This window comes from Candidatus Dependentiae bacterium (assembly GCA_018897535.1).
Classification (GTDB): Bacteria; Babelota; Babeliae; order Babelales; family UASB340; genus UASB340.
Map to the genome: position 1 here is coordinate 1 of JAHIKO010000006.1, position 18,581 is coordinate 18,581.

The following is an 18,581-nucleotide window of genomic DNA, read 5'->3' on the forward strand; positions in this document are numbered from 1 at the left end:
GGCTACGGCTGGCAGGCCAGTACAAAATTGAATTACATAAATTGGGGTAAGCATGTGGGTTGCTAAATTGGTCAGGCCCGGAAGGAAGCAGCCGGAGTGATTCGCTGCTGTACCCCTTTAAAATTTCTGAAATGATTAATAAAAACAAATAGTTTAACTTAAATCCAACGTTCATATATACTATCTTTATAGTTAAATTTTAAATAAAAAAGATATTATATGGATCCAAAAAATACCGATTTAAACTTAGCCCGTAAGCACAGACCAAAAACATTTTCTGATGTAGTCGGACAAGAAATTTCAATAAAAATTTTATTAAATAGTTTATATCTGGAAAAGTTATTTCCGGTTTATCTATTTGCAGGTCAAAGAGGTTGTGGTAAAACATCAACAGCTAGAATTTTTGCAGCAGCAATAAATTGTCAAAATATTGAAAATTTCAAAAAAAATCCAAAGGAAAATAGTATCCCTTGTTTGAATTGTGAATCTTGTAAAGCAATGCTAAATGCAAGTCATCCGGATTTTATAGAAATAGATGCTGCATCTCATACCGGAGTTGAAAACGTAAGACAAATACTTGAATCATGTGCTTACATGCCGGTACTTGGTAGAAAAAAAATATATTTAATAGATGAAGCTCATATGCTAAGCAAAGCTGCATTTAATGCTTTTTTAAAAATACTTGAAGAGCCGCCCGTATCAGCTTTGTTTATTCTAGCAACAACCGAAATTCAAAAATTTCCAGCCACTGTGCTTTCCAGATGTTTTCAGTTGATTTTTAAATCCATAAATAACGATGATTTAAAAAAACATATGTTAAAAATATGTTCGACAGAAAATATCAATATAGATGAAAATGCTGCCGATTTATTAATTCAAGAAACACAAGGCTCTGTAAGGGATGCCTTAAATATGTTAGAACAAGTTAGATTCTCTCAAGAAAAAATATCTTTAGATTTATTACTAAAAATTCTTGGGAAAATTAGTGAATCAGAAATTTTAGACCTAATTGAAATCGTAGCAAATGGTGAAAGTAAAAAACTTTTTCCTATATTTGAATCTAAAATAAATGAAAATATAAATACACAAGCATTATGGGATATGCTGGTTCAAACTATAAGAACACTGGTTTGGATTAAATTTGGTTCGACAAAATTACCAATATATTTTAACGATATCCAAAGATTAAATGATCTTGCCGCTAAATTTTCAATAAATGATCTAAACCACATATTTAAATTAATGTGGGAACAAGAAGAAATCTTTTTAAAAACAACCAATAAACAAATCTTTTTGGAATTATTATTGCTTGAAATGAGTCAAAAGGAAAATAAAATAGGTAATAACGAAAATTTTGTAACAAAAAAAGAACAAGTTATAAGTACAAATATTATTCCAAAACAAAATAAAGAATTAACACCAAATAATAAAGCAATAGAACCCAAAAAAGAAAATACCGATAATACATGGATACAATTTGTTGAGAAAATTAATGCTGCCGGCAACCCATTTTTGTCGTCAGTCCTAAGTAACGCAAAATTTGTACAATTTAACCCAACAAGCAAAAAGGTTGAAATTATTTTAGTCACAAATAACATATTTATGCAGGCTACAATTAACGAGAATAAATCAATATGGCAATCTATTTTGAACGAATACTACCCAATGGCAGCAAATTTTGAATTTTTAGAATCAAAAATAATACAAGATAAAATTATTGAAAAACAAGAAATTGCATCTGACATAAAACCAATTAGTACTCAATCAAAAATAAACAGTCAAACAAATACTATAAATACGGAAAAATGGCCTACAACTAGTTTAATCCAAAATTATTTTCCGGGAAAAATTAAACAGGGGGACGAATCCAAATGAAAAAAAACAAAAAATATCCAAAAGTTGTAATCGTTGGACGAACTAATGTCGGAAAATCGACACTATTCAACAGAATTGCAAAAAGTTCAAGAAGTATTGTTCTAGAACTCGAAGGAGTTACAAGAGATTATATAACCGAGATTATAACTCACAATGATAAAACGTTTGAACTTATAGATACTGGTGGTGTATCTTTTAAAAAAGAAAAAGATATTATATTGGAAAATGTCAGATTAAAAGTTTTAGATTTATTAACACGAGCTGATTTAATACTTTTCGTGTGTGATGGCAAAAATGGCCTCACAAAAGATGACATACAAGTTTCACAAGTTCTAAAAAAAACCAATAAACCGATTGTCCTACTCTTAAATAAAGCCGATAATAGAAAAGCGCTTGAAGAAAACTTGGGCGATTTTTATAAACTTGGAATAAAAGATTTAATTGAAGTATCTGCAATTAATGGCTTTGGCGTTAATAATTTGCTAGACCACATCACACAAATTATTCCGGAACCTAAAACAGAAATTCAGGAAGATAAAGCTAACTATAAAGTTACAATAATAGGTAAACCAAATGTCGGGAAATCTTCACTTACAAATTTATTATTACAAGAAGAGCGCAGTATTGTATCTGAAATAGCCGGAACAACGCGTGAAGCAATTTCAGACCATACATATATTTCACAGGACTTAGTTCTTCTTACAGATACTGCAGGCGTTAGAAAAAAGAGCAATGTAGTAGAAACAATTGAAACGCTTATGGTAAAAAGCTCTTTGAGTGCTGTAAGAACTTCCAATATAATAATGCTTGTCGCTGATGCAAGCGAATTAAAACTTTCAGATCAGGAATTAAAATTAATTTTTTATGCATATGAAGAAAAAAAAGCTTTAATTATTGCATTTAATAAAACAGATTTAATTACACCGGAAGAACGTAAAGTTCTAGAGTATAATTTGAAAGAATATGCTTTTATTCTTAAAAAAATGCCTATTGTATGGATCTCTTGTAAAAATAAAAAAAACATAAGTAACATAAGCAAACAAATAAAAAAATTATGGGATAGGCTAAATCAAAAATTCAACAATGAAGAAATAGATGAACTTGTAAAAAACAGCTTAATGCAAAAGCCTCTATTTCATAAAACAATAGAATTGAAATTATATAAAATTTCTTGGATAGAAGGTGCCAAAATACCAACATTTAAATTAAAGGTTAATCAGATCAGCTGGTTTGGCCCGTCTCAGCTTGGTTTTATAGAAAACATTTTAAGAAAAAAATACGATTTACTAGGTTGTCCAATAAAATTTATAGTGATAAAAAAATAAAAATGGCACTTTTAGGTATAGAAAATTTAAGTCAATTTTTTGGTAATAAAAAAATATTGAGTAATATTTCATTTAATTTAAATAAAAATGAGGTAGTTGCATTTTTAGGACCTAATGGTGCGGGAAAGACAACTTTATTGCGATCAGTAATAGGTCTTTTAAAATCACCAAAATATAATATTGAGTCAAACTTAAATATTATTAAATTCAAAAATGAAATAATTAATAATTGGTCTACCAGTAAGCGTATTGAAAATGGTTTATTGTATCTTCCGCAACAAACATCTTTAATAAGGCAATTAACAGTTTTGGATAATTTAAAATTAATATTTAAATATCATAATTACTGGAATAATAAAAAAGAAAAATACGCACAATTTAAAGATGAAATGTATTCATGGCTTGAAAAAACAAACTTACAAGATCACAAAAAACAATTAGCCGTAACACTTTCCGGTGGGCAAAAAAGAAAATTGGAAGTTATACGATCCATACTAATGTACCCTGATGCAATTATGTTGGACGAACCTTTTGCCGGAGTAGATCCAAAATCCATTTATGAGTTAAAAGAAATTTTTGCAAATATGGCAAAAAACGGCATGGCTGTACTTATATCGGATCACAACGTTGATCAACTATTATCAATAGCATCAAGGTGCTATGTTGTAATATCGGGACAAATTATAAAATCCGGCACCATTAAAGATATAATAAATGACAAGACAACAAAAGAGATGTATTTTGGTACACAGTTTTATACAGAAATGTCTACTAAGTTTCTTTAATAAAATAATTAGGAGATAATGATGGAAATAAAAATAACATTCGAGGGCATGCCACATTCGGATGCATTGGAAAAAGTTGCAACTGAAAAAATTTTAAAAATAAAAGAATTAATTAGCGATCCGGAATGGAAAACCCCTAGGTTTGTAGAATTGTGGCTAAAGGCTAATAATCAACACAAACATCATCTTGCAAAATTACATCTTAAAACCCCGGATTTTGATCTAAATTCTCACGATGAAAGTTCCGACATGTATTTGGCTGTTGATAACGCTGTAACTAAAATGATGTCTCTTGTTAGAAAAGAAAAAAACAAAATAAAAGATTTAAGAAAAAAAGCATCCTCTGATAAACAGGATTTTTCAAAAGATAAATATAACTTATAAAATAAAATAGGGGCTTAAGTTTAAAGCCCCTATTTATTATACATATTTATTAGAATCGTTAGAAACACCGTTTGAATTCGTTCTAAAAAGACGGCGTGAGCTACTTGGATCCATTTGCTTTACTTTTTCGCTCAAAATATATTTAATCAAAAGTAAGTTTGTTTTAATTCTAAATTTAATTTCATTTTGTTGATTTAAACTATTTATTGATATGGTAAAATTAGAATCTAATTTATTTTTTAACATTTCAATCAACATAACCGCAAATATAGAAAATTCGCTCATATTACAATCACAAGAATAATAACTTACCTCAGGAATTTTAGACCAATAGTAAGATAAATATATATTCTTTAATCCATAATATTTAATTCCAAAATTAATAACACGCCATACTAAAAAATAAAAATCTGAATCATTATTTTGATTTGAATCTAAGATTAAATAAAATTCACGACATATCTTATTTAATTTTTCACAATATTTTTTTTCTTCAAATTTTATTTTATCCGTTTGATAGGCCATTCGTATTTTTGAAATTTGTTTATCATAATATTCATATGATTTTTTTTTAACATTATCATAATCATCAACAGAAATTATCTCATTTACAATATCTTCAATCTTTTTATCTTTCATTGCAAATAGATTAATTTGATTAAATAAAACAAGTAAAAATAATATCTTTTTCATAATATAAAAATATTTATTAATAATTTATAGTTTCTTTAAATCTTCTATGCGTCCAAAGCCAATTTTCCGGTGATTTTTTGATTGCATTTTCAAGTAAATTTGTGTGTTTTTTTAATATTTCAAATTCAGGATCATTATAACTTACATAATCTTTCGGATAAATAGGCTCACAAATATCCATTTCATAACTAAATAAGTCGTTAGTATAAACAAAACCGGAAACAATTGGTGAATTAGTTTCTAAACTTAATTTTATAAATGCACTATGCAAAAAAGTTCTATTACCAAATAGTTCATATTCACGTCCATCTGGCGAATACGCATGTTGATCGGATGCCAATAACACAATTCCACCATTTTTTAAATGTCGATAAAGAGTAAGTAGCGAATTTTGTTTTGGAATTAATGTATTACCGGAAAATTCTCTATTCTTTTTAATAATTTTTTCAAACCAAGCTGATTTTCTTATTGGATTGTACAATATAAAGCTTTTAAATCCATTTAAAGCTAAAAAATGAGCTGCCAGTTCCCAACTGCCAAAGTGAGCCGTAGATAAAATTACACCACATTTTTTATTTAAAGCGTCTTTAAAAAAATCCAAATTTTTTATTTTAAAATAGTTATTTATTTTATCTTTTTTATAAAAACGAACCAATATAAAATCGGCAAGAGACTGACCTAATAAAGCAAAACTCTTTCTGATAGTTTTTTTGTTGTTTTTAATATCAGAACTATTTTTAGGCACAAAACATGCATTAATATTTTTTATTGCAATATTTTTTCTTTTTTTTGAAAAAGTGTATGTAATAAGTCCCACACATTTAAAAACCAAAATCATAAAAATTCGCAGGGTTGCAAAGATCATACTTTTCCTTTAGAGTAAACCATTACACCTTATTGTAGATTATTGTATAAAATTACCATAAGAGGAATAGTTATGAAAGAACAAATAAACAAAATATTAAAGAGTGGCGATTCAGTAAAAGATATTCTTTCTTACTGGCTTCCTGAAATGATTTCAAATGCCATGTTAATATCTCTTCCCCCAATAATAGATTCTTACATAATTTCAAGTTTAGAATCAACAACAACCTATGGAACACTCGGAATGGTAAATAATTTTTTAGCTTTTTTAATAAAATTAGCTGAAGCTATTCCTGTTGCAGCAATAGCAATAATGGGTAGACATAATGGTGCACAAGAATATGAAGAATGCGGACATGATTTTGGCTCAACATTCTGGACAACAACTCTTATAGGCCTCACATTCTTTTTTATAATATTTTTCGGTTCGGCTCCAATTTTACAATTTATGGGGCTATCACCTAAAATGATTTTACAGGGGCTTCCATTTTTGAGACTAAAATCTATGTCTGTTTTATTAATTTTTATATCGTTAGGGTTTTTTGCATTCATGCGTGCTGTAAAAAATACAAAAGCACCGATGGTCATATATATGATTGGTAATATAGTTTTTGTATTACTTGATTACACATTTGTTCTTGGTAAGTTTGGCGTTAAACAAATGGGGTTGGATGGCTCTGCATATGCAACAATATTTCAATATATTGTGATGATAACAATTGCATTTTTTTACATAATTAATAAAAAAGAATATAAAAAATATTTTGCCCAAATGTTTTTTAACTATTTTAGCAAAGAAAAATTCCTAAAAATCATAAAATTAAGTCTACCAATAATGCTTGATAAGGGCTCACTTGCCGGATCTTATGTATTACTAGCAAAAGCCATAGCTCCTCTAGGTAAATATGCTATGGCATCTTATGGATGCGTAAGAGATCTTGAACGTTTTGCATTTTTACCCGCAATCGGTTTTGCCTCAGTAATAACTTTTTTAGTAAGCAATAGACTCGGTGCAAAAGATTACGACGGCGCAAAAAATAATATTAAAAAAGTTATGATTTTAACTGCGGCAATGCTTGCAATAACACTTTCAATATTATGCATTTATGCAGAAAAATTTGTACAAATATTCGATCATAAGAATAAATTTACAAATTTAGCTGCCCCGGCACTTGTTTTTATAAGTATTTTGGTTGTTTTTGACTTTGTTCAACTTATTTTAGCCGGAGCCTTAAGAGGTGCCGGAGATGTAACCAGCGTCATGAAAGTCAGATTTTTTTCATGTTTATTGTTTTTTACACCATTAGTTACACTTATTTCTCATATGAATATTGAAAATCAAGTTTTAAAATTTGTACTAATTTACGGATCATTTTATATTAATAACGGAATTATGGGATTATTTTTCTTAAAAAGAATAAAATCAGCAAAGTGGCAACATAAAGAAATTTAAATAGGGGAATAAATGGTCAAGCTTGATAAAAAAGAATTACAAAAAATAGCTACTCTTTCAGCTTTGAAAGTAAATGATAAAGAACTTGATGAACTATTAAATCAAATAACAAAAGTCTTAGAATATACAAAAGATTTGGACGAAATAAAAATAAATGTAGAGTCAAAAAATACCAAAAATATAAATATTTTAAGAGACGATATAGCTCAGAGTACTAATTCCAGCGCTATCTTAAGCCAAGCACCGGAAGAAAAAAACTATTTTTTCGTTGTTCCTAAAATATTAAAATAAAAAAATAAAAGGCTTGTAACATATGAAACCGTTCTTAACAATAAAAGAATTAAAAGAAAAGTTAATCAAAAAAGAAATTAATCCATCAGAATCTATTAGTTTTTATTTAAATAGATTAAAAAAATATAAAGATAAATTAAATGCAACCATAGATATTTTTGAACCAAATAATTTAGACAATATTAATATTGATAACAAACGCGTACTGTCCGGCATACCGGGAATATTAAAAAGTAATATTTCTCAAAAAGATAAAAAAATTACCTGTGGGTCTAATATTTTAAAAAATTATACAAGCCCCTATGATGCAACCGTTACCGAAAAATTAAAAAATAGCGGTGCACAAATTTTAGCAACTGCAAATATGGATGAATTTGCCATGGGAAATTCAGGAGAATTTTCAGCCTTTGGAATGTCTAAAAACCCTTGGAATTTAGACTTAGTTCCCGGAGGATCCAGCTCCGGTTCAGCTGCTGCTGTTTGCGCAGGGCTTGTTCCATGGGCACTGGGATCGGAAACCGGTGGGTCAGTAAGACAACCTGCAGCATTTTGTGGTCTGGTTGGTTTATACCCAACATATGGCACATTTTCAAGATACGGAGTTATTGCATTTGCATCTTCAAACGATCAGGTTGGCCCTTTAACTAAAACCGTTTATGATAATGCCCTTATATCATCCATAATAATGGGGCAGGACTCAAAAGATTCAACGACACTTGCCAGAAAGCATGAAGATTTCACACGAAATTTGACCGGTAAATTACCTCAAAATTTAAAAATTGGTGTAATAAAAGATTCTTTGAATTCAAAAAGTGTTGACTCTCAAGTTTTGTCCGGATTTGAAAATGCAATAAATCAACTCGAAAAATTAGGCGCAAAAATTGAATATGTAACATTACCAAATTTAAAATATGGTATTTCAGTTTATTTTATAATCACTCGCGCAGAAGCTGCATCAAATTTGGCAAGATTTGATGGAACATTATACGGATCAAGAGATAAAAGTGCTCAAGAATTAAAAGACCTATATCTAAATACACGCGGTGCCGGATTTGGCATAGAAGTTAAAAGAAGAATATTAACCGGAAATTATGTTTTATCTGCCGATAATAAAAATACATTTTACAACAAAGCCGATATTGCCAGATCTTTATTAAGGCAAGATTTTGAAAATATTTTTAATTCTGTAGATCTTTTAATAAGTCCTACAGTTCCAACTCTACCATTTAAAGTCGGCCAAGAAAGTGCCGATCCATTTAAAACACAGATGGCTGACTATTTCACAGTCCCAACAAATATTACAGGTAATCCCGCGCTTTCACTTCCATGTGGATTTTCAAAAGAAAATTTACCAATAGGTTTTCAGTTTATAGGACCAAGATTGTCTGAAAGTTTAATCTATCAAGTTGCTTATGCATTCGAACAAAGTACAGATTATCACACTAAAAACCCTGCGGGATTTGAATAAATGCAAAAAACATTTTGGACTGAATCTATAAATTTTAAAAATCTAAAAGTTCCAAGATTTATGTCCGCACCAATAGACGGTTTTTTAGATTCACCAATGCGACAATTGATAAGAATCTATTCACCCAATGAACTACTTTTTGGACAAATGCGACATGCTGCATCTGTGGCAAATGCAAAAATCACAGATGAATTCAATATTCAAAAAATAGAGCACCCTCTTTGTTTTCAAATTTCGGCAAACTCTACAAACTTTGTCGAAACCGCAATAGAAAAAATTTTAGAACAAAATTTTGAAATGATAAATCTAAATTCCGGTTGTCCGGCAAAAAAAATTATTGATGCCGGCTCCGGAGCAGCGCTTATGGCGAATATTCCATTATTGAAAGAACTTATAAAAATTTTAGTAACAAAAGTTAATGGAAAAATTCCGGTAACAATAAAAATTAGAGCCGGTTATAATGAAAAAAATGGACTTTATGTTGCAAAAATGAGTGAAGAGCTTGGTGTAGATGGAATAATTATTCATCCAAGATTAAAATCACAAGGTTTTACCGGTGAGCTGGATTTTGATATTGTGAGAAAAATTAAAAAAGCCGTTAAAATTCCGGTAATTTTTTCCGGAAATATCGTAGATGCACAAACTGCAATAAAAACTTGTGAATTAACCGGTGCTGATGGTTTTATGATTGGCAGAGCTTTTTATGGTGAACCATGGAAAATCAAACAAATTTTATCTACACTCACAAATGAACCTTTTGAAATCTCAGAAAATGAAAAACTTGACATTGCAATAAAGCACTTAAAACTTAATTCTAAATATTATGGATTACATCATGGATTTAATGCAGTAAAAAAACATCTACCGTTTTACGTAAGAGAAATACACGATGCAGCTAAAATAAGAAATAGTTTAGTTTTAGCGCAAAGTGAACAAGAAATAGAAAATATTTTAAATAATTTAAAAAAATAAAATAAAAAAAATGAAAAAGAGATTTAGTAAAAAAATAAACAAAAATAAATTTTTCAAAATTATAATAATTTTATTTTCAATTCTTTTAATATATAAAATAATAACTCAAAAAAGATCCGGGTTGGAAAATTTTATTTCGAATGTCTCTTATCCATTTCTAGTTGTTTGCAATAAAATTGTCAAACCTGTAGAAGCTGCAGCTTTACGAAAAAAAAATTACGCACAACTTCTTTCAGATAATATAATATTAAGAGAAGACAATGAAAAACTTTTACAAGAAAATATTGAATTAAAATCTTTAATAAATTTTGATGAAAAAAGTAAAGATCTTCTTGATTTTAAAAAACGTTATGCTTTAGAAAATGTTATTTTTGCAAATATAATTTTAAAAAATATTTCACATGCAGAACAATATTTTTTAATAAATAAAGGTAAAAATCACGGTATTGAAAAAGATATGGTAGCAATATACAAATTTCAAATTATCGGAAAAATTTCCGACGTATCAAAATGGCACAGCAAGATAACTTTAATAACTGATAAAAAAAATAAAATTAGTGCTTACAGCAATAAAACTCACTCAAATGGAATTGTAGAAGGCTCAAACGATATTAATAAACTAAATTTCAGTTTTGTTTCGCATTTGTCAGAGCTTGAACTCGAAGATTTTGTAATATCAAGCGGTAAGGGATTGGTTTATCCTGAAGGCTTTTGTCTTGGCAAAATCACAAATATAGAAAAACAGGATTTATATTACAAAGTAGATATAGAACCGTTGATAAAAATTGAAGAACTTGAAAATTGTTTAATCACAAGCCAAGAGATTATAAACGACAGTTTTCAAAGCCTAAACACCGTAAATCAATCTTAATAATTTAGGCAAATCACTTTTTGCTTTTTTACCAGACGCAATTAATTGTATAACTTGCTCCGGGAACATCCAATGTCCCTCAATAAAATCGTTTTTATTAAAATCAGGATCTTTTTCATAATCTATTTCATAAACAGTCTGAAAGGCAGAAACGTTATGCTTATGTGGCACAAATAATCCTATTTTTCTATAAACAACTTGTGTTAAGTCTATATTTAATTCTTCCAAAAGCTCTCTTTTAAAAGATTGATCATAAGATTCACCACTACTTACATGACCACCAACACTCATATCTAAGTGTAATGGGAATAATTTTTTGGTAGCAACACGCAATGGTATCCAAATTTCGCCTTGAGAATTTTTTAAAAAAGCATTTATTGCTCTAAAATTAGAAAGCCCTTTTGCATGAACTTCTGATCGCCACATAGTCTCAATTACAATATCATTTTCATCTACTAAATCTAATAATTCATCCATAAAATTCCTTTGATGTTTTATGCTATAATGCTATTTTAAAATTAAATAATACAAAATAAAAATAATAAAGAATAGTGATATAATTATGAAAAACAATAACTGTATCTTTTGCAATAAAAACAATGTGCAAATTTTATCCGAATCCAAATTAGCCTATTCAATAAGAGACAAATTCCCTGTAACTACTGGCCACAGTTTAATAATAACAAAACGACATGTAGAAAGTTTTTTTGATCTAACAAATAATGAAATTTTAGAAATAAATGAATTATTAAAAAAAATAAAAGAAGAAATTTTACAAGAAGACAAAACCGTCACCGGATTTAATGTTGGCGTCAATATAGGTTTATCTGCAGGTCAATCTGTTTTTCATGTTCACGTTCACTTAATTCCAAGACGTTTAGGCGACATTGAAAATCCCAAAGGCGGTGTTCGAGGTATTATTCCAAATAAACGTGATTATTAAGATTTAAATAATTATGACAGTTTACATGCAGAAATTCTGGATTATAATTATAAAAGTAATCGCGCTCCTACTTCGCCATTCGTGGCTACGTAGGACAGGCCTCCGCTTTAAAAATATATTTGAAATTAAATATTAATCTCGCGCCCGTAGCTTACGCCGTCGCCAAGGCTATGGCGCACAGGCAAGCTTCTGCGTAAAAAATTTATTTGAAATATTTTGTTAATCTCGCGCCCGTAGCTCAATTGGATAGAGTCGCGGACTTCGAATCCGAAGGTTGCAGGTTCAAATCCTGCCGGGCGCACCATACTTCGCCAAGGCTTCGTATGGCAGGCCAGGACTGAAATTTATTTATTTTATAATTTGTCATTCTGAATCCGGTCATTTTAGTCCATATGGTTATAGCCTTTACTTAAAACTATGCTGTGACCAAAAATAGGCGCATAAATTATTTTAAATAACAGGATAAAATTATGTTTAAAAAAATATTGGTTTCACTTTTTTTAATATTGTCATTAAATATAACTTGCAATGCTATGAATACAGATAGTATTACTGTACAAATGCCAAATGAAGAAGAATTAATCACCCTATTCTATGAATACGATTTAGAAGATTTTGCTGAAAAAACGGATATAATTAATAATCTGATAGGAAAAAAGACACCAGCGTGCATAGAAATTGCTATTGGATTAGCGCTAATTGAATATTCAGGTGATCAAACTGAAGTTATTGAAAATATAAATTCTTTGATAAGTAACATACTTGAAAAATATCCTGAAGCAAAAAAAACTTGGGATGAATTAAGAAATAGCGAGAATAGTAGTAATTTATAGCACCTTGAAATTCATAATCATATTGCGCCTATAGCTCAGGTGGATAGAGCGAGCGTTTCCTAAATGCTAGGCCGCAGGTTCGAGTCCTGCTAGGCGCACCAGCTTTGACAATCCGAGCAATCAACAATCAGATCAATAGGATATTTATGAGGGTATGCCCTTAAAGCCACCGACAAGGTCGGTGGTAGTTTACTAAATATAAGTTTTAAATTAAAAAGACCTCAGACCTTCGCACAACAAAAACAATTACTTTGCAAATAACTTTATTGCGAAATGTTACGCTTTGCAAAGCCTTGCTTTGTAAAATATAAAAACAAAAAACTGAACAGACTTCCAGAGTAAATATAAGAACATGAAAAAGTAACGAATTCATAAGGCTAGCCTTATGCGGGCTTTGGCAGAGCCCATATAAAACTTAAAATTAATTTTTTTAACAGCCGGCCTTCTTATTTAGAAAACAATTAATTCATTATTGTTTTTTATTTTTTACTATGTATAGTTATTCAAAGTTGTTATTTGTAATTTATAAATTTTAATAATGAAAGGAGTTGTGGAATCTAAAAAATGTTTTATAAAATGGGAGAATGAAGAAAAACAAATGAACATAGAAATTCCAATTGTTTAAGAGTAGTAATTGTCGTTTATATCTTATTGTACGTAATGAAAACTAAAATTAAGGATTTGTTTAATGTTTAAATCTTATATAAAATCGTTATTGTTAGTTACAGCTTTACTTTTTAACTCACTGAAACCTGTTCAAATTGATAAAAAGAATTTGTTCGTTCCAAATACGCTCGGTAAAATTAAAGTTTTACATGATAAAAAAGGCTTCTCAATAAAAAAAGATGGTGAAATTCACAGAGTTAGAAATTGTTTTGTTGATAAAGAAATAAGAAATCTTTCAAGCAAAGAGTTAATGCAATTCTTGGGAAACCTAAAGGTTGTAGAAATTAATGGTCAAAAAGTAGAATTTGAAAAGATTACTAAAAAACAATTTAAAAAAATGGCAACAACTGAAACATCTCAAAAAATAGAATTTGATAAAAAAGAAGCTGAACAGTTGTTTAAAGCACTAAGTCGTTCTCACAGCGGCTATATTTCTGTAACCCAAATGAGTGATGGTGAATATAGCTTAAAAAGCCACATTAGAGTATCAGGTGGCGGTCCATTTGGTGCATTGGTAGCTTATTGGGGTACAAAAGTTGTTGCTTATGGTGGGATTATGGTTGCAAATATTGTTACGACTGGTCCTGCAGGTATTGTTTTTGGTATTCAGGAATGCGTTGCTGCTGCACCAACAATAGAAGGAGTAGCTGTTGCTGCAGAGATGATTGGGTTGGTGGCTCCAACACCTTAAGCCTGTTTTAATAAATTAAGTTGCTTTTTACTAAAGTAATAGTAGAAAGCAACTTTAATATTTAAAGAATGAATATAAGTATGAATAACGAAGAGATTGTTATACCCTTTGATAAAGAGTCGATTAAATATCTTATATTTATAATGTTTTTACCAATAATATTATTGATAAGTATGTTTTCTTTTTTTTATTTAATTGTAAATTTTCGAATACCTTTTTTCTTGGAATTTTATATTATTCCTTTTATTAATTTTCTTTTAATTTTATTAATTTTATTATTTTTAATAGTGATAGTTCAACTTTATTTTTATATGAATGCCCCTTCACCTTTGGCGATTATTAATAAAAATGGAGTTTTTATTAAAGGATACGGCTTTATTGTATGGAAGAATATTAAAGAATTTGAATTATATTCAACTAAGCGAAGCCCTGATTTTAAATTAATAGGGATCAGAGTTAAGAGTATTTTTAGCTTATTGAGGAAGGCTTCTTTGGGTGGAAAAATGGGAATAGTTGTGTCTATTATTTTTGGTTATTATCCTATTTCATTGTCATATCCCATGTCTTTATCAAATAATGGTATTAATAACGAAAATATTGTAAATTTTGCAAAAAAATATATTAATCAGATAGATTAAGAATTACACTTAATCGCATTTCTTCTTTTTATTATTTGCTAATATTGTCTAACTTTGTTTTTAAAAATAAGCTTTTATATGTATCGGTCTTGTAAATTAAAACTAAAATCTATAGCCTTGGTTCTAAATGTGTCAATTAAGGTACACCAGCCGCCGCTCCTGCGGAGCTATGGCTGGCATGACAGTTTTTTTAATTATTAATCTATTTATTCTTCCTTAACATAGGAAGTCCTGTTCGCTCATTTTCCACAACCTCATATCCTGTAGGAAGTGCCGCAAGAACATTACTCCCAGCTTCACCCGCAAAGTAATAGATATTTTGTTTACGATCACCCTTGAGTTTAACTTCCTTTGAATGTAGAAAATATGTTTTTCCACTTTTTTTGGATTTTACACTAAATGCCATACTTAAATCTCCTCTAAATAATATGATATTGTTATAATAATTATAGATGATGCTAATATATTAAAATATAATAAGTCTCGTTTTTTATTTATTTAGCTTCGTAATGCTGGTTGTAAAGACTTCACTATATTCTACCCTTGGAATAATACATAATTTATTTACATTTATAAATTGTGCTCTTTTTGATCAAATTTATGTTCAAATGGTTTGATAGTTAAATATAAACTATCTATCTCCGCTTGTTGTAAAACTCCAAATTTTCCTAATTCTTTAATCATAAGATCGTGATCAACACAAATAATACCATCCATACCAACAGCCTTAGCCCCAATAATGTTTTTTTCAAAATCATCAATAAACAAACATTCTTCGGCTTTGATTTTATATGTATCAAACAAAATATGATAAATTTCCGGATCAGGTTTTATAGCATGCACTATATGTGAATAAATAAGACCATCAAATAATTTTAAAAAACCATACTCCGTTTTATCAAAATCAATATCAGAAGCACTATTTGATAACAAAAAAAGCTTATATCCTTTTTCCTTAAGAAGCTTTACTAGATTAATTACCTGAGGTACAGGAGTTAAGTATGCAGGTAAGCTATAAAAAAATTTTATAACCTGATCTTGGTTATATTTTTTAGGAAGAGTTTTTAAAGCTTGTGCGGCTGTAATATTTCCACGTTGTAATTCCGCAAAAGAATCACACCAAAATAATTCTTGCCATAACTCCATTGACATAACCTCTTCACCTTGTACAAAAATATCCTGAAAAATTTTTTGTAAAGGAAATTCTGTAAGCACACCACCAAAATCAAATATTATATTTTTATACTTTACATGTCTTTCCATTGCATTTCCTTTATCTTTTTGCTCTATACAAAAAATTGTTCCAATAATAAAAAGTGATAATAAGAATATTTTTTTCACCGATATTCCTTTTACAAACAAAAATTTATTCTATAAAGTTTGTTCTAACCAACATGTTAATTTAAACATTAAATAATTGAAAGTTTTTTTTGTGGCACAATTTAAAAATTATTAATATCAAGAAAAAATCATGAATAAAAAAATAATATGTCACGATATAAATGGAAACAAAATAGAAATTGATTCAAATAAACTTACCTTTCGACCATCTGTTTATGGTGTATTAATTGATAATAATAAAATACTATTATCAAAACAATTTGATGGCTATGATTTTCCCGGCGGAAAAATTGAAATATATGAAACAATAGACCAAGCCTTAAAACGCGAATTTTTTGAGGAAACAGGGATAATTGTAGAACCAATAAAGCCTTTACTATGTGAAACTTCATTTTTTCATCAAACAAACGCAAAAGAAAATAAATACAGAAATTGTCCATTAATTTATTTTTTAGTAAAAAAAATAAGTGGAAATATTTCTACAAAAAATTTATCTAAAACGGAATTAGATTATGTGAACGAAGCCGAATGGATAGATGTTAACAAAATTAATGACTTAAAAATTTATACTCCTATTGATAGTGTACATTTAATAAAATTAGCTTTAAGATAGAATCTTTAAAATTTTTTAATGTTATGAATCAATAAATGAATTTAATATGAATAAATTAGAATATTTAAAATCAGTAAAACCAAATTTTATAAAAGCTTTAATCGCATATGCTTTTTACGTATTATCATTTGAATTAAAATGTTATTTTTTGAATACTCCATTTAATTATTCCATTTTACCACCACAAATTTTTCATTACACAATAACTTATGGAATAATTATTGGAATTATTATTAGCCCGTTATTATTTAAAAAAAATTAAAAAGAAAGATTTGCAAATATGCAACAATACAGAATTGCAGCCGGTGGAATAATTTTAAAAGATAACAAAATTTTACTGGTCAGATATGAAAACCTAAATGAAAATACTGTTTTTGTTGGCCCAGGTGGTGCTGCAAACATTAATGAATCACTTGAAGATGCATTAATTAGAGAAGTATTTGAGGAAACAGGAGTTAATGTAAAAGTAGAAAAATTATTATACGTTGAAGATCTTCTTTCCAGCAAGCATCGTTTACTAAAATTATGGTTTTTGTGCAATTTTATTGGTGGCAATATAACAAAGACTCAAGATGCTATAAACGAGGGCATCACAGAGGTAAATTGGTATTCTCAAGAAGAATTAAAAAATAAAATTGTTTATCCAAACCTATTATTAATCACAGATTGGCAAGATTTTTTAAAAAACGACCAAAAAATTGACTATTCTTCACTCAAAAAAGCTGCTTTTTAATTTCTTGAAATAAACGCAAATAATTCACAAGAAACCCATTTGTTTAATCAAAATATATTGGCATAATTAAAATAGAATTTATATGTATTTTAATGAGGTTATTTTATGAATAAAAAAATATTTAAGATATTTCTATCTTTTTCACTAATTTTCAATATTTTCGCAAACAATGGAACAGCACAATTATTAAGCGAAGAAAAAAACAATTTACCGAGTCAAATTCTGTCACCAAGTGAACTGAATACACTGGATGAAGATGGTTATTCCCCTTTGCATAATGTTATTATTGATGAAGAACTTAGTTTAGCTCCAACTTATATACAGGCAATAAAAAATGCTGTTTACTGTTGGACCGAGGCTAAAGGTGAATCCTTTTGCGGTAAAGCTTATCATAAAGGAGATAATATTGATCCTATAATGGTAACTTGGAGTGCAGATCAATATGGAAAAGAAGATGCATTAAACGCCTTTCTTGCGATTTTTGAAGAATGCAAAATCACGCAAATTGAGCAAGTAAAATCCCTTATTAAATCAGGAGCCAACGTTAATCTTCCAGACAGCGAAGGAAGAACTGCATTGTGGTGGGCAGCTGAACGCAATCTACCTGAAATCATTTCTGTTTTAATAGAACTTGGAGCCAATGTTGATGGGTATGGTACAAACATACCGCTACACATTGCCGCTCTAGATGGAAATAAAGAAGCCGTCGAATGCCTTCTTTCAAATTGTGCCAATGCAAATCTTATAGATGAAGATGGCAACTCGGCATTACATTTAGCCGGATTGGGTGAAACATGGTTATATCCATCAAAAAGTGAAGATTATAAAGGATGTAATCCTGACAAATTACAAGATTATATAAATATCATACAAAGACTTATAAGACACGGAGCAAAAAAAGATCTCAAAAATAAAATGGGATTTACACCTTTGCAAATGGCAATAAATCAACAAAAAGAATTTTATCCGGAGCTTACAGAAATTACTCTAGCAAAATATATTGAAGATGATTTATTTGTAAAATAAAACAAATATAAAATAGAATTAAAATTAACTTTTAACCCAAATTCGTTTATTTGCAGATTCAAAAACAATATATATAATTATTTTTAAATAAAAATAATATTTTAAAATAATAGGTA

General features: G+C 29.0%; 22 protein-coding genes, 2 tRNA genes and 1 other RNA gene. 20 read left to right on the top strand and 5 right to left on the bottom strand.

Annotated elements, in window-relative coordinates; genetic code table 11:
- The first annotated feature begins 40 nt into the window (after positions 1-40).
- From ffs to KKE07_00225, 5 genes are all read left to right on the top strand, one after another.
- Positions 41-122: signal recognition particle sRNA small type (gene ffs, locus KKE07_00205), an RNA gene on the top strand.
- 97 nt (positions 123-219) lie between these two features.
- Entirely contained in the window at positions 220-1,875 is a 1,656-nt protein-coding gene (dnaX, locus tag KKE07_00210) for a DNA polymerase III subunit gamma/tau (GenBank protein MBU4269289.1), read from the top strand.
- Positions 1,872-3,200, top strand: a complete 1,329-nt coding sequence (gene der, locus KKE07_00215; protein MBU4269290.1) for a ribosome biogenesis GTPase Der — start codon at positions 1,872-1,874, stop codon at positions 3,198-3,200. The genes dnaX and der overlap by 4 nt, the downstream gene beginning before the upstream one ends.
- Positions 3,201-3,202: 2 nt before the next feature.
- Entirely contained in the window at positions 3,203-3,985 is a 783-nt protein-coding gene (locus KKE07_00220) for an ATP-binding cassette domain-containing protein (GenBank protein ID MBU4269291.1), read from the top strand.
- Between the two features lie 21 nt (positions 3,986-4,006).
- Positions 4,007-4,369 carry an HPF/RaiA family ribosome-associated protein gene (locus KKE07_00225; GenBank protein ID MBU4269292.1) on the top strand — a complete coding sequence of 121 codons (363 nt, stop codon included), beginning with the start codon at positions 4,007-4,009 and terminating at the stop codon, positions 4,367-4,369.
- A gap of 36 nt (positions 4,370-4,405) precedes the next feature.
- On the opposite strand, the gene KKE07_00230 is transcribed toward KKE07_00225, so the two are convergent.
- Both KKE07_00230 and KKE07_00235 read right to left on the bottom strand, forming a co-directional pair.
- Positions 4,406-5,062 carry a hypothetical protein gene (locus tag KKE07_00230; protein ID MBU4269293.1) on the bottom strand — a complete coding sequence of 219 codons (657 nt, stop codon included), beginning with the start codon at positions 5,060-5,062 and terminating at the stop codon, positions 4,406-4,408.
- 16 nt (positions 5,063-5,078) lie between these two features.
- On the bottom strand, positions 5,079-5,900 hold the full coding sequence (locus KKE07_00235) for a lysophospholipid acyltransferase family protein (GenBank protein MBU4269294.1): 822 nt from the start codon (positions 5,898-5,900) through the stop codon (positions 5,079-5,081).
- Between the two features lie 99 nt (positions 5,901-5,999).
- Here KKE07_00235 and KKE07_00240 point away from each other — a divergent pair, with 99 nt between their 5' ends.
- The 5 genes from KKE07_00240 to mreC are packed head-to-tail and all read left to right on the top strand — an operon-like array spanning position 6,000 to position 10,981.
- A complete protein-coding gene (locus KKE07_00240; protein ID MBU4269295.1) occupies positions 6,000-7,379 on the top strand; it encodes an MATE family efflux transporter in 1,380 nt (459 codons plus the stop codon).
- A gap of 12 nt (positions 7,380-7,391) precedes the next feature.
- Positions 7,392-7,670: an Asp-tRNA(Asn)/Glu-tRNA(Gln) amidotransferase subunit GatC gene (gene gatC, locus KKE07_00245; protein MBU4269296.1), complete on the top strand. Its 279-nt coding sequence runs from the start codon at positions 7,392-7,394 to the stop codon at positions 7,668-7,670.
- Between the two features lie 22 nt (positions 7,671-7,692).
- On the top strand, positions 7,693-9,138 hold the full coding sequence (gene gatA / locus KKE07_00250; protein MBU4269297.1) for an Asp-tRNA(Asn)/Glu-tRNA(Gln) amidotransferase subunit GatA: 1,446 nt from the start codon (positions 7,693-7,695) through the stop codon (positions 9,136-9,138).
- On the top strand, positions 9,139-10,110 hold the full coding sequence (locus KKE07_00255) for a tRNA-dihydrouridine synthase (GenBank protein ID MBU4269298.1): 972 nt from the start codon (positions 9,139-9,141) through the stop codon (positions 10,108-10,110).
- A gap of 10 nt (positions 10,111-10,120) precedes the next feature.
- Complete coding sequence (gene mreC, locus KKE07_00260; GenBank protein ID MBU4269299.1) at positions 10,121-10,981, top strand: rod shape-determining protein MreC; 861 nt, start codon at positions 10,121-10,123, stop codon at positions 10,979-10,981.
- On the opposite strand, the gene KKE07_00265 is transcribed toward mreC, so the two are convergent.
- The gene (locus KKE07_00265; protein MBU4269300.1) at positions 10,958-11,458 is read right to left on the bottom strand and encodes an NUDIX domain-containing protein; all 501 of its coding nucleotides are present in this window, start codon (positions 11,456-11,458) and stop codon (positions 10,958-10,960) included. The two genes, mreC and KKE07_00265, sit on opposite strands and share 24 nt — an antisense overlap.
- Positions 11,459-11,543: 85 nt before the next feature.
- On the opposite strand from KKE07_00265, the gene KKE07_00270 reads away from it, so the two are divergent.
- The 6 genes from KKE07_00270 (at position 11,544) to KKE07_00295 (ending at position 14,752) form a co-directional block, all read left to right on the top strand.
- The gene (locus tag KKE07_00270; GenBank protein ID MBU4269301.1) at positions 11,544-11,924 is read left to right on the top strand and encodes an HIT family protein; all 381 of its coding nucleotides are present in this window, start codon (positions 11,544-11,546) and stop codon (positions 11,922-11,924) included.
- Between the two features lie 227 nt (positions 11,925-12,151).
- Positions 12,152-12,228 (top strand) — tRNA-Arg (locus tag KKE07_00275).
- A 166-nt stretch (positions 12,229-12,394) separates the two neighbouring features.
- Positions 12,395-12,757, top strand: coding sequence for a hypothetical protein (locus tag KKE07_00280; protein MBU4269302.1), 363 nt, complete (start codon positions 12,395-12,397; stop codon positions 12,755-12,757).
- 24 nt (positions 12,758-12,781) lie between these two features.
- Positions 12,782-12,858: transfer RNA gene (locus KKE07_00285), tRNA-Arg, on the top strand.
- Between the two features lie 587 nt (positions 12,859-13,445).
- Complete coding sequence (locus KKE07_00290; GenBank protein MBU4269303.1) at positions 13,446-14,114, top strand: hypothetical protein; 669 nt, start codon at positions 13,446-13,448, stop codon at positions 14,112-14,114.
- Positions 14,115-14,194: 80 nt separating this feature from the next.
- Positions 14,195-14,752, top strand: a complete 558-nt coding sequence (locus KKE07_00295; GenBank protein MBU4269304.1) for a hypothetical protein — start codon at positions 14,195-14,197, stop codon at positions 14,750-14,752.
- A 202-nt stretch (positions 14,753-14,954) separates the two neighbouring features.
- Here KKE07_00295 and KKE07_00300 read toward each other — a convergent pair whose 3' ends face one another.
- Positions 14,955-15,158, bottom strand: a complete 204-nt coding sequence (locus KKE07_00300; GenBank protein MBU4269305.1) for a hypothetical protein — start codon at positions 15,156-15,158, stop codon at positions 14,955-14,957.
- Positions 15,159-15,322: 164 nt separating this feature from the next.
- Positions 15,323-16,093, bottom strand: a complete 771-nt coding sequence (locus KKE07_00305) for an HAD family phosphatase (GenBank protein MBU4269306.1) — start codon at positions 16,091-16,093, stop codon at positions 15,323-15,325.
- Positions 16,094-16,223: 130 nt separating this feature from the next.
- Between KKE07_00305 and KKE07_00310 the strand changes: the two genes are divergently transcribed.
- The 4 genes from KKE07_00310 (at position 16,224) to KKE07_00325 (ending at position 18,465) form a co-directional block, all read left to right on the top strand.
- Entirely contained in the window at positions 16,224-16,706 is a 483-nt protein-coding gene (locus KKE07_00310) for an NUDIX domain-containing protein (protein MBU4269307.1), read from the top strand.
- 46 nt (positions 16,707-16,752) lie between these two features.
- Positions 16,753-16,968 (top strand): hypothetical protein, encoded by a 216-nt coding sequence (locus tag KKE07_00315; GenBank protein MBU4269308.1) that lies wholly within the window; start codon positions 16,753-16,755, stop codon positions 16,966-16,968.
- Positions 16,969-16,986: 18 nt separating this feature from the next.
- Entirely contained in the window at positions 16,987-17,439 is a 453-nt protein-coding gene (locus KKE07_00320; GenBank protein MBU4269309.1) for an NUDIX hydrolase, read from the top strand.
- A 105-nt stretch (positions 17,440-17,544) separates the two neighbouring features.
- On the top strand, positions 17,545-18,465 hold the full coding sequence (locus KKE07_00325; protein MBU4269310.1) for an ankyrin repeat domain-containing protein: 921 nt from the start codon (positions 17,545-17,547) through the stop codon (positions 18,463-18,465).
- Positions 18,466-18,581 lie beyond the last annotated feature (116 nt).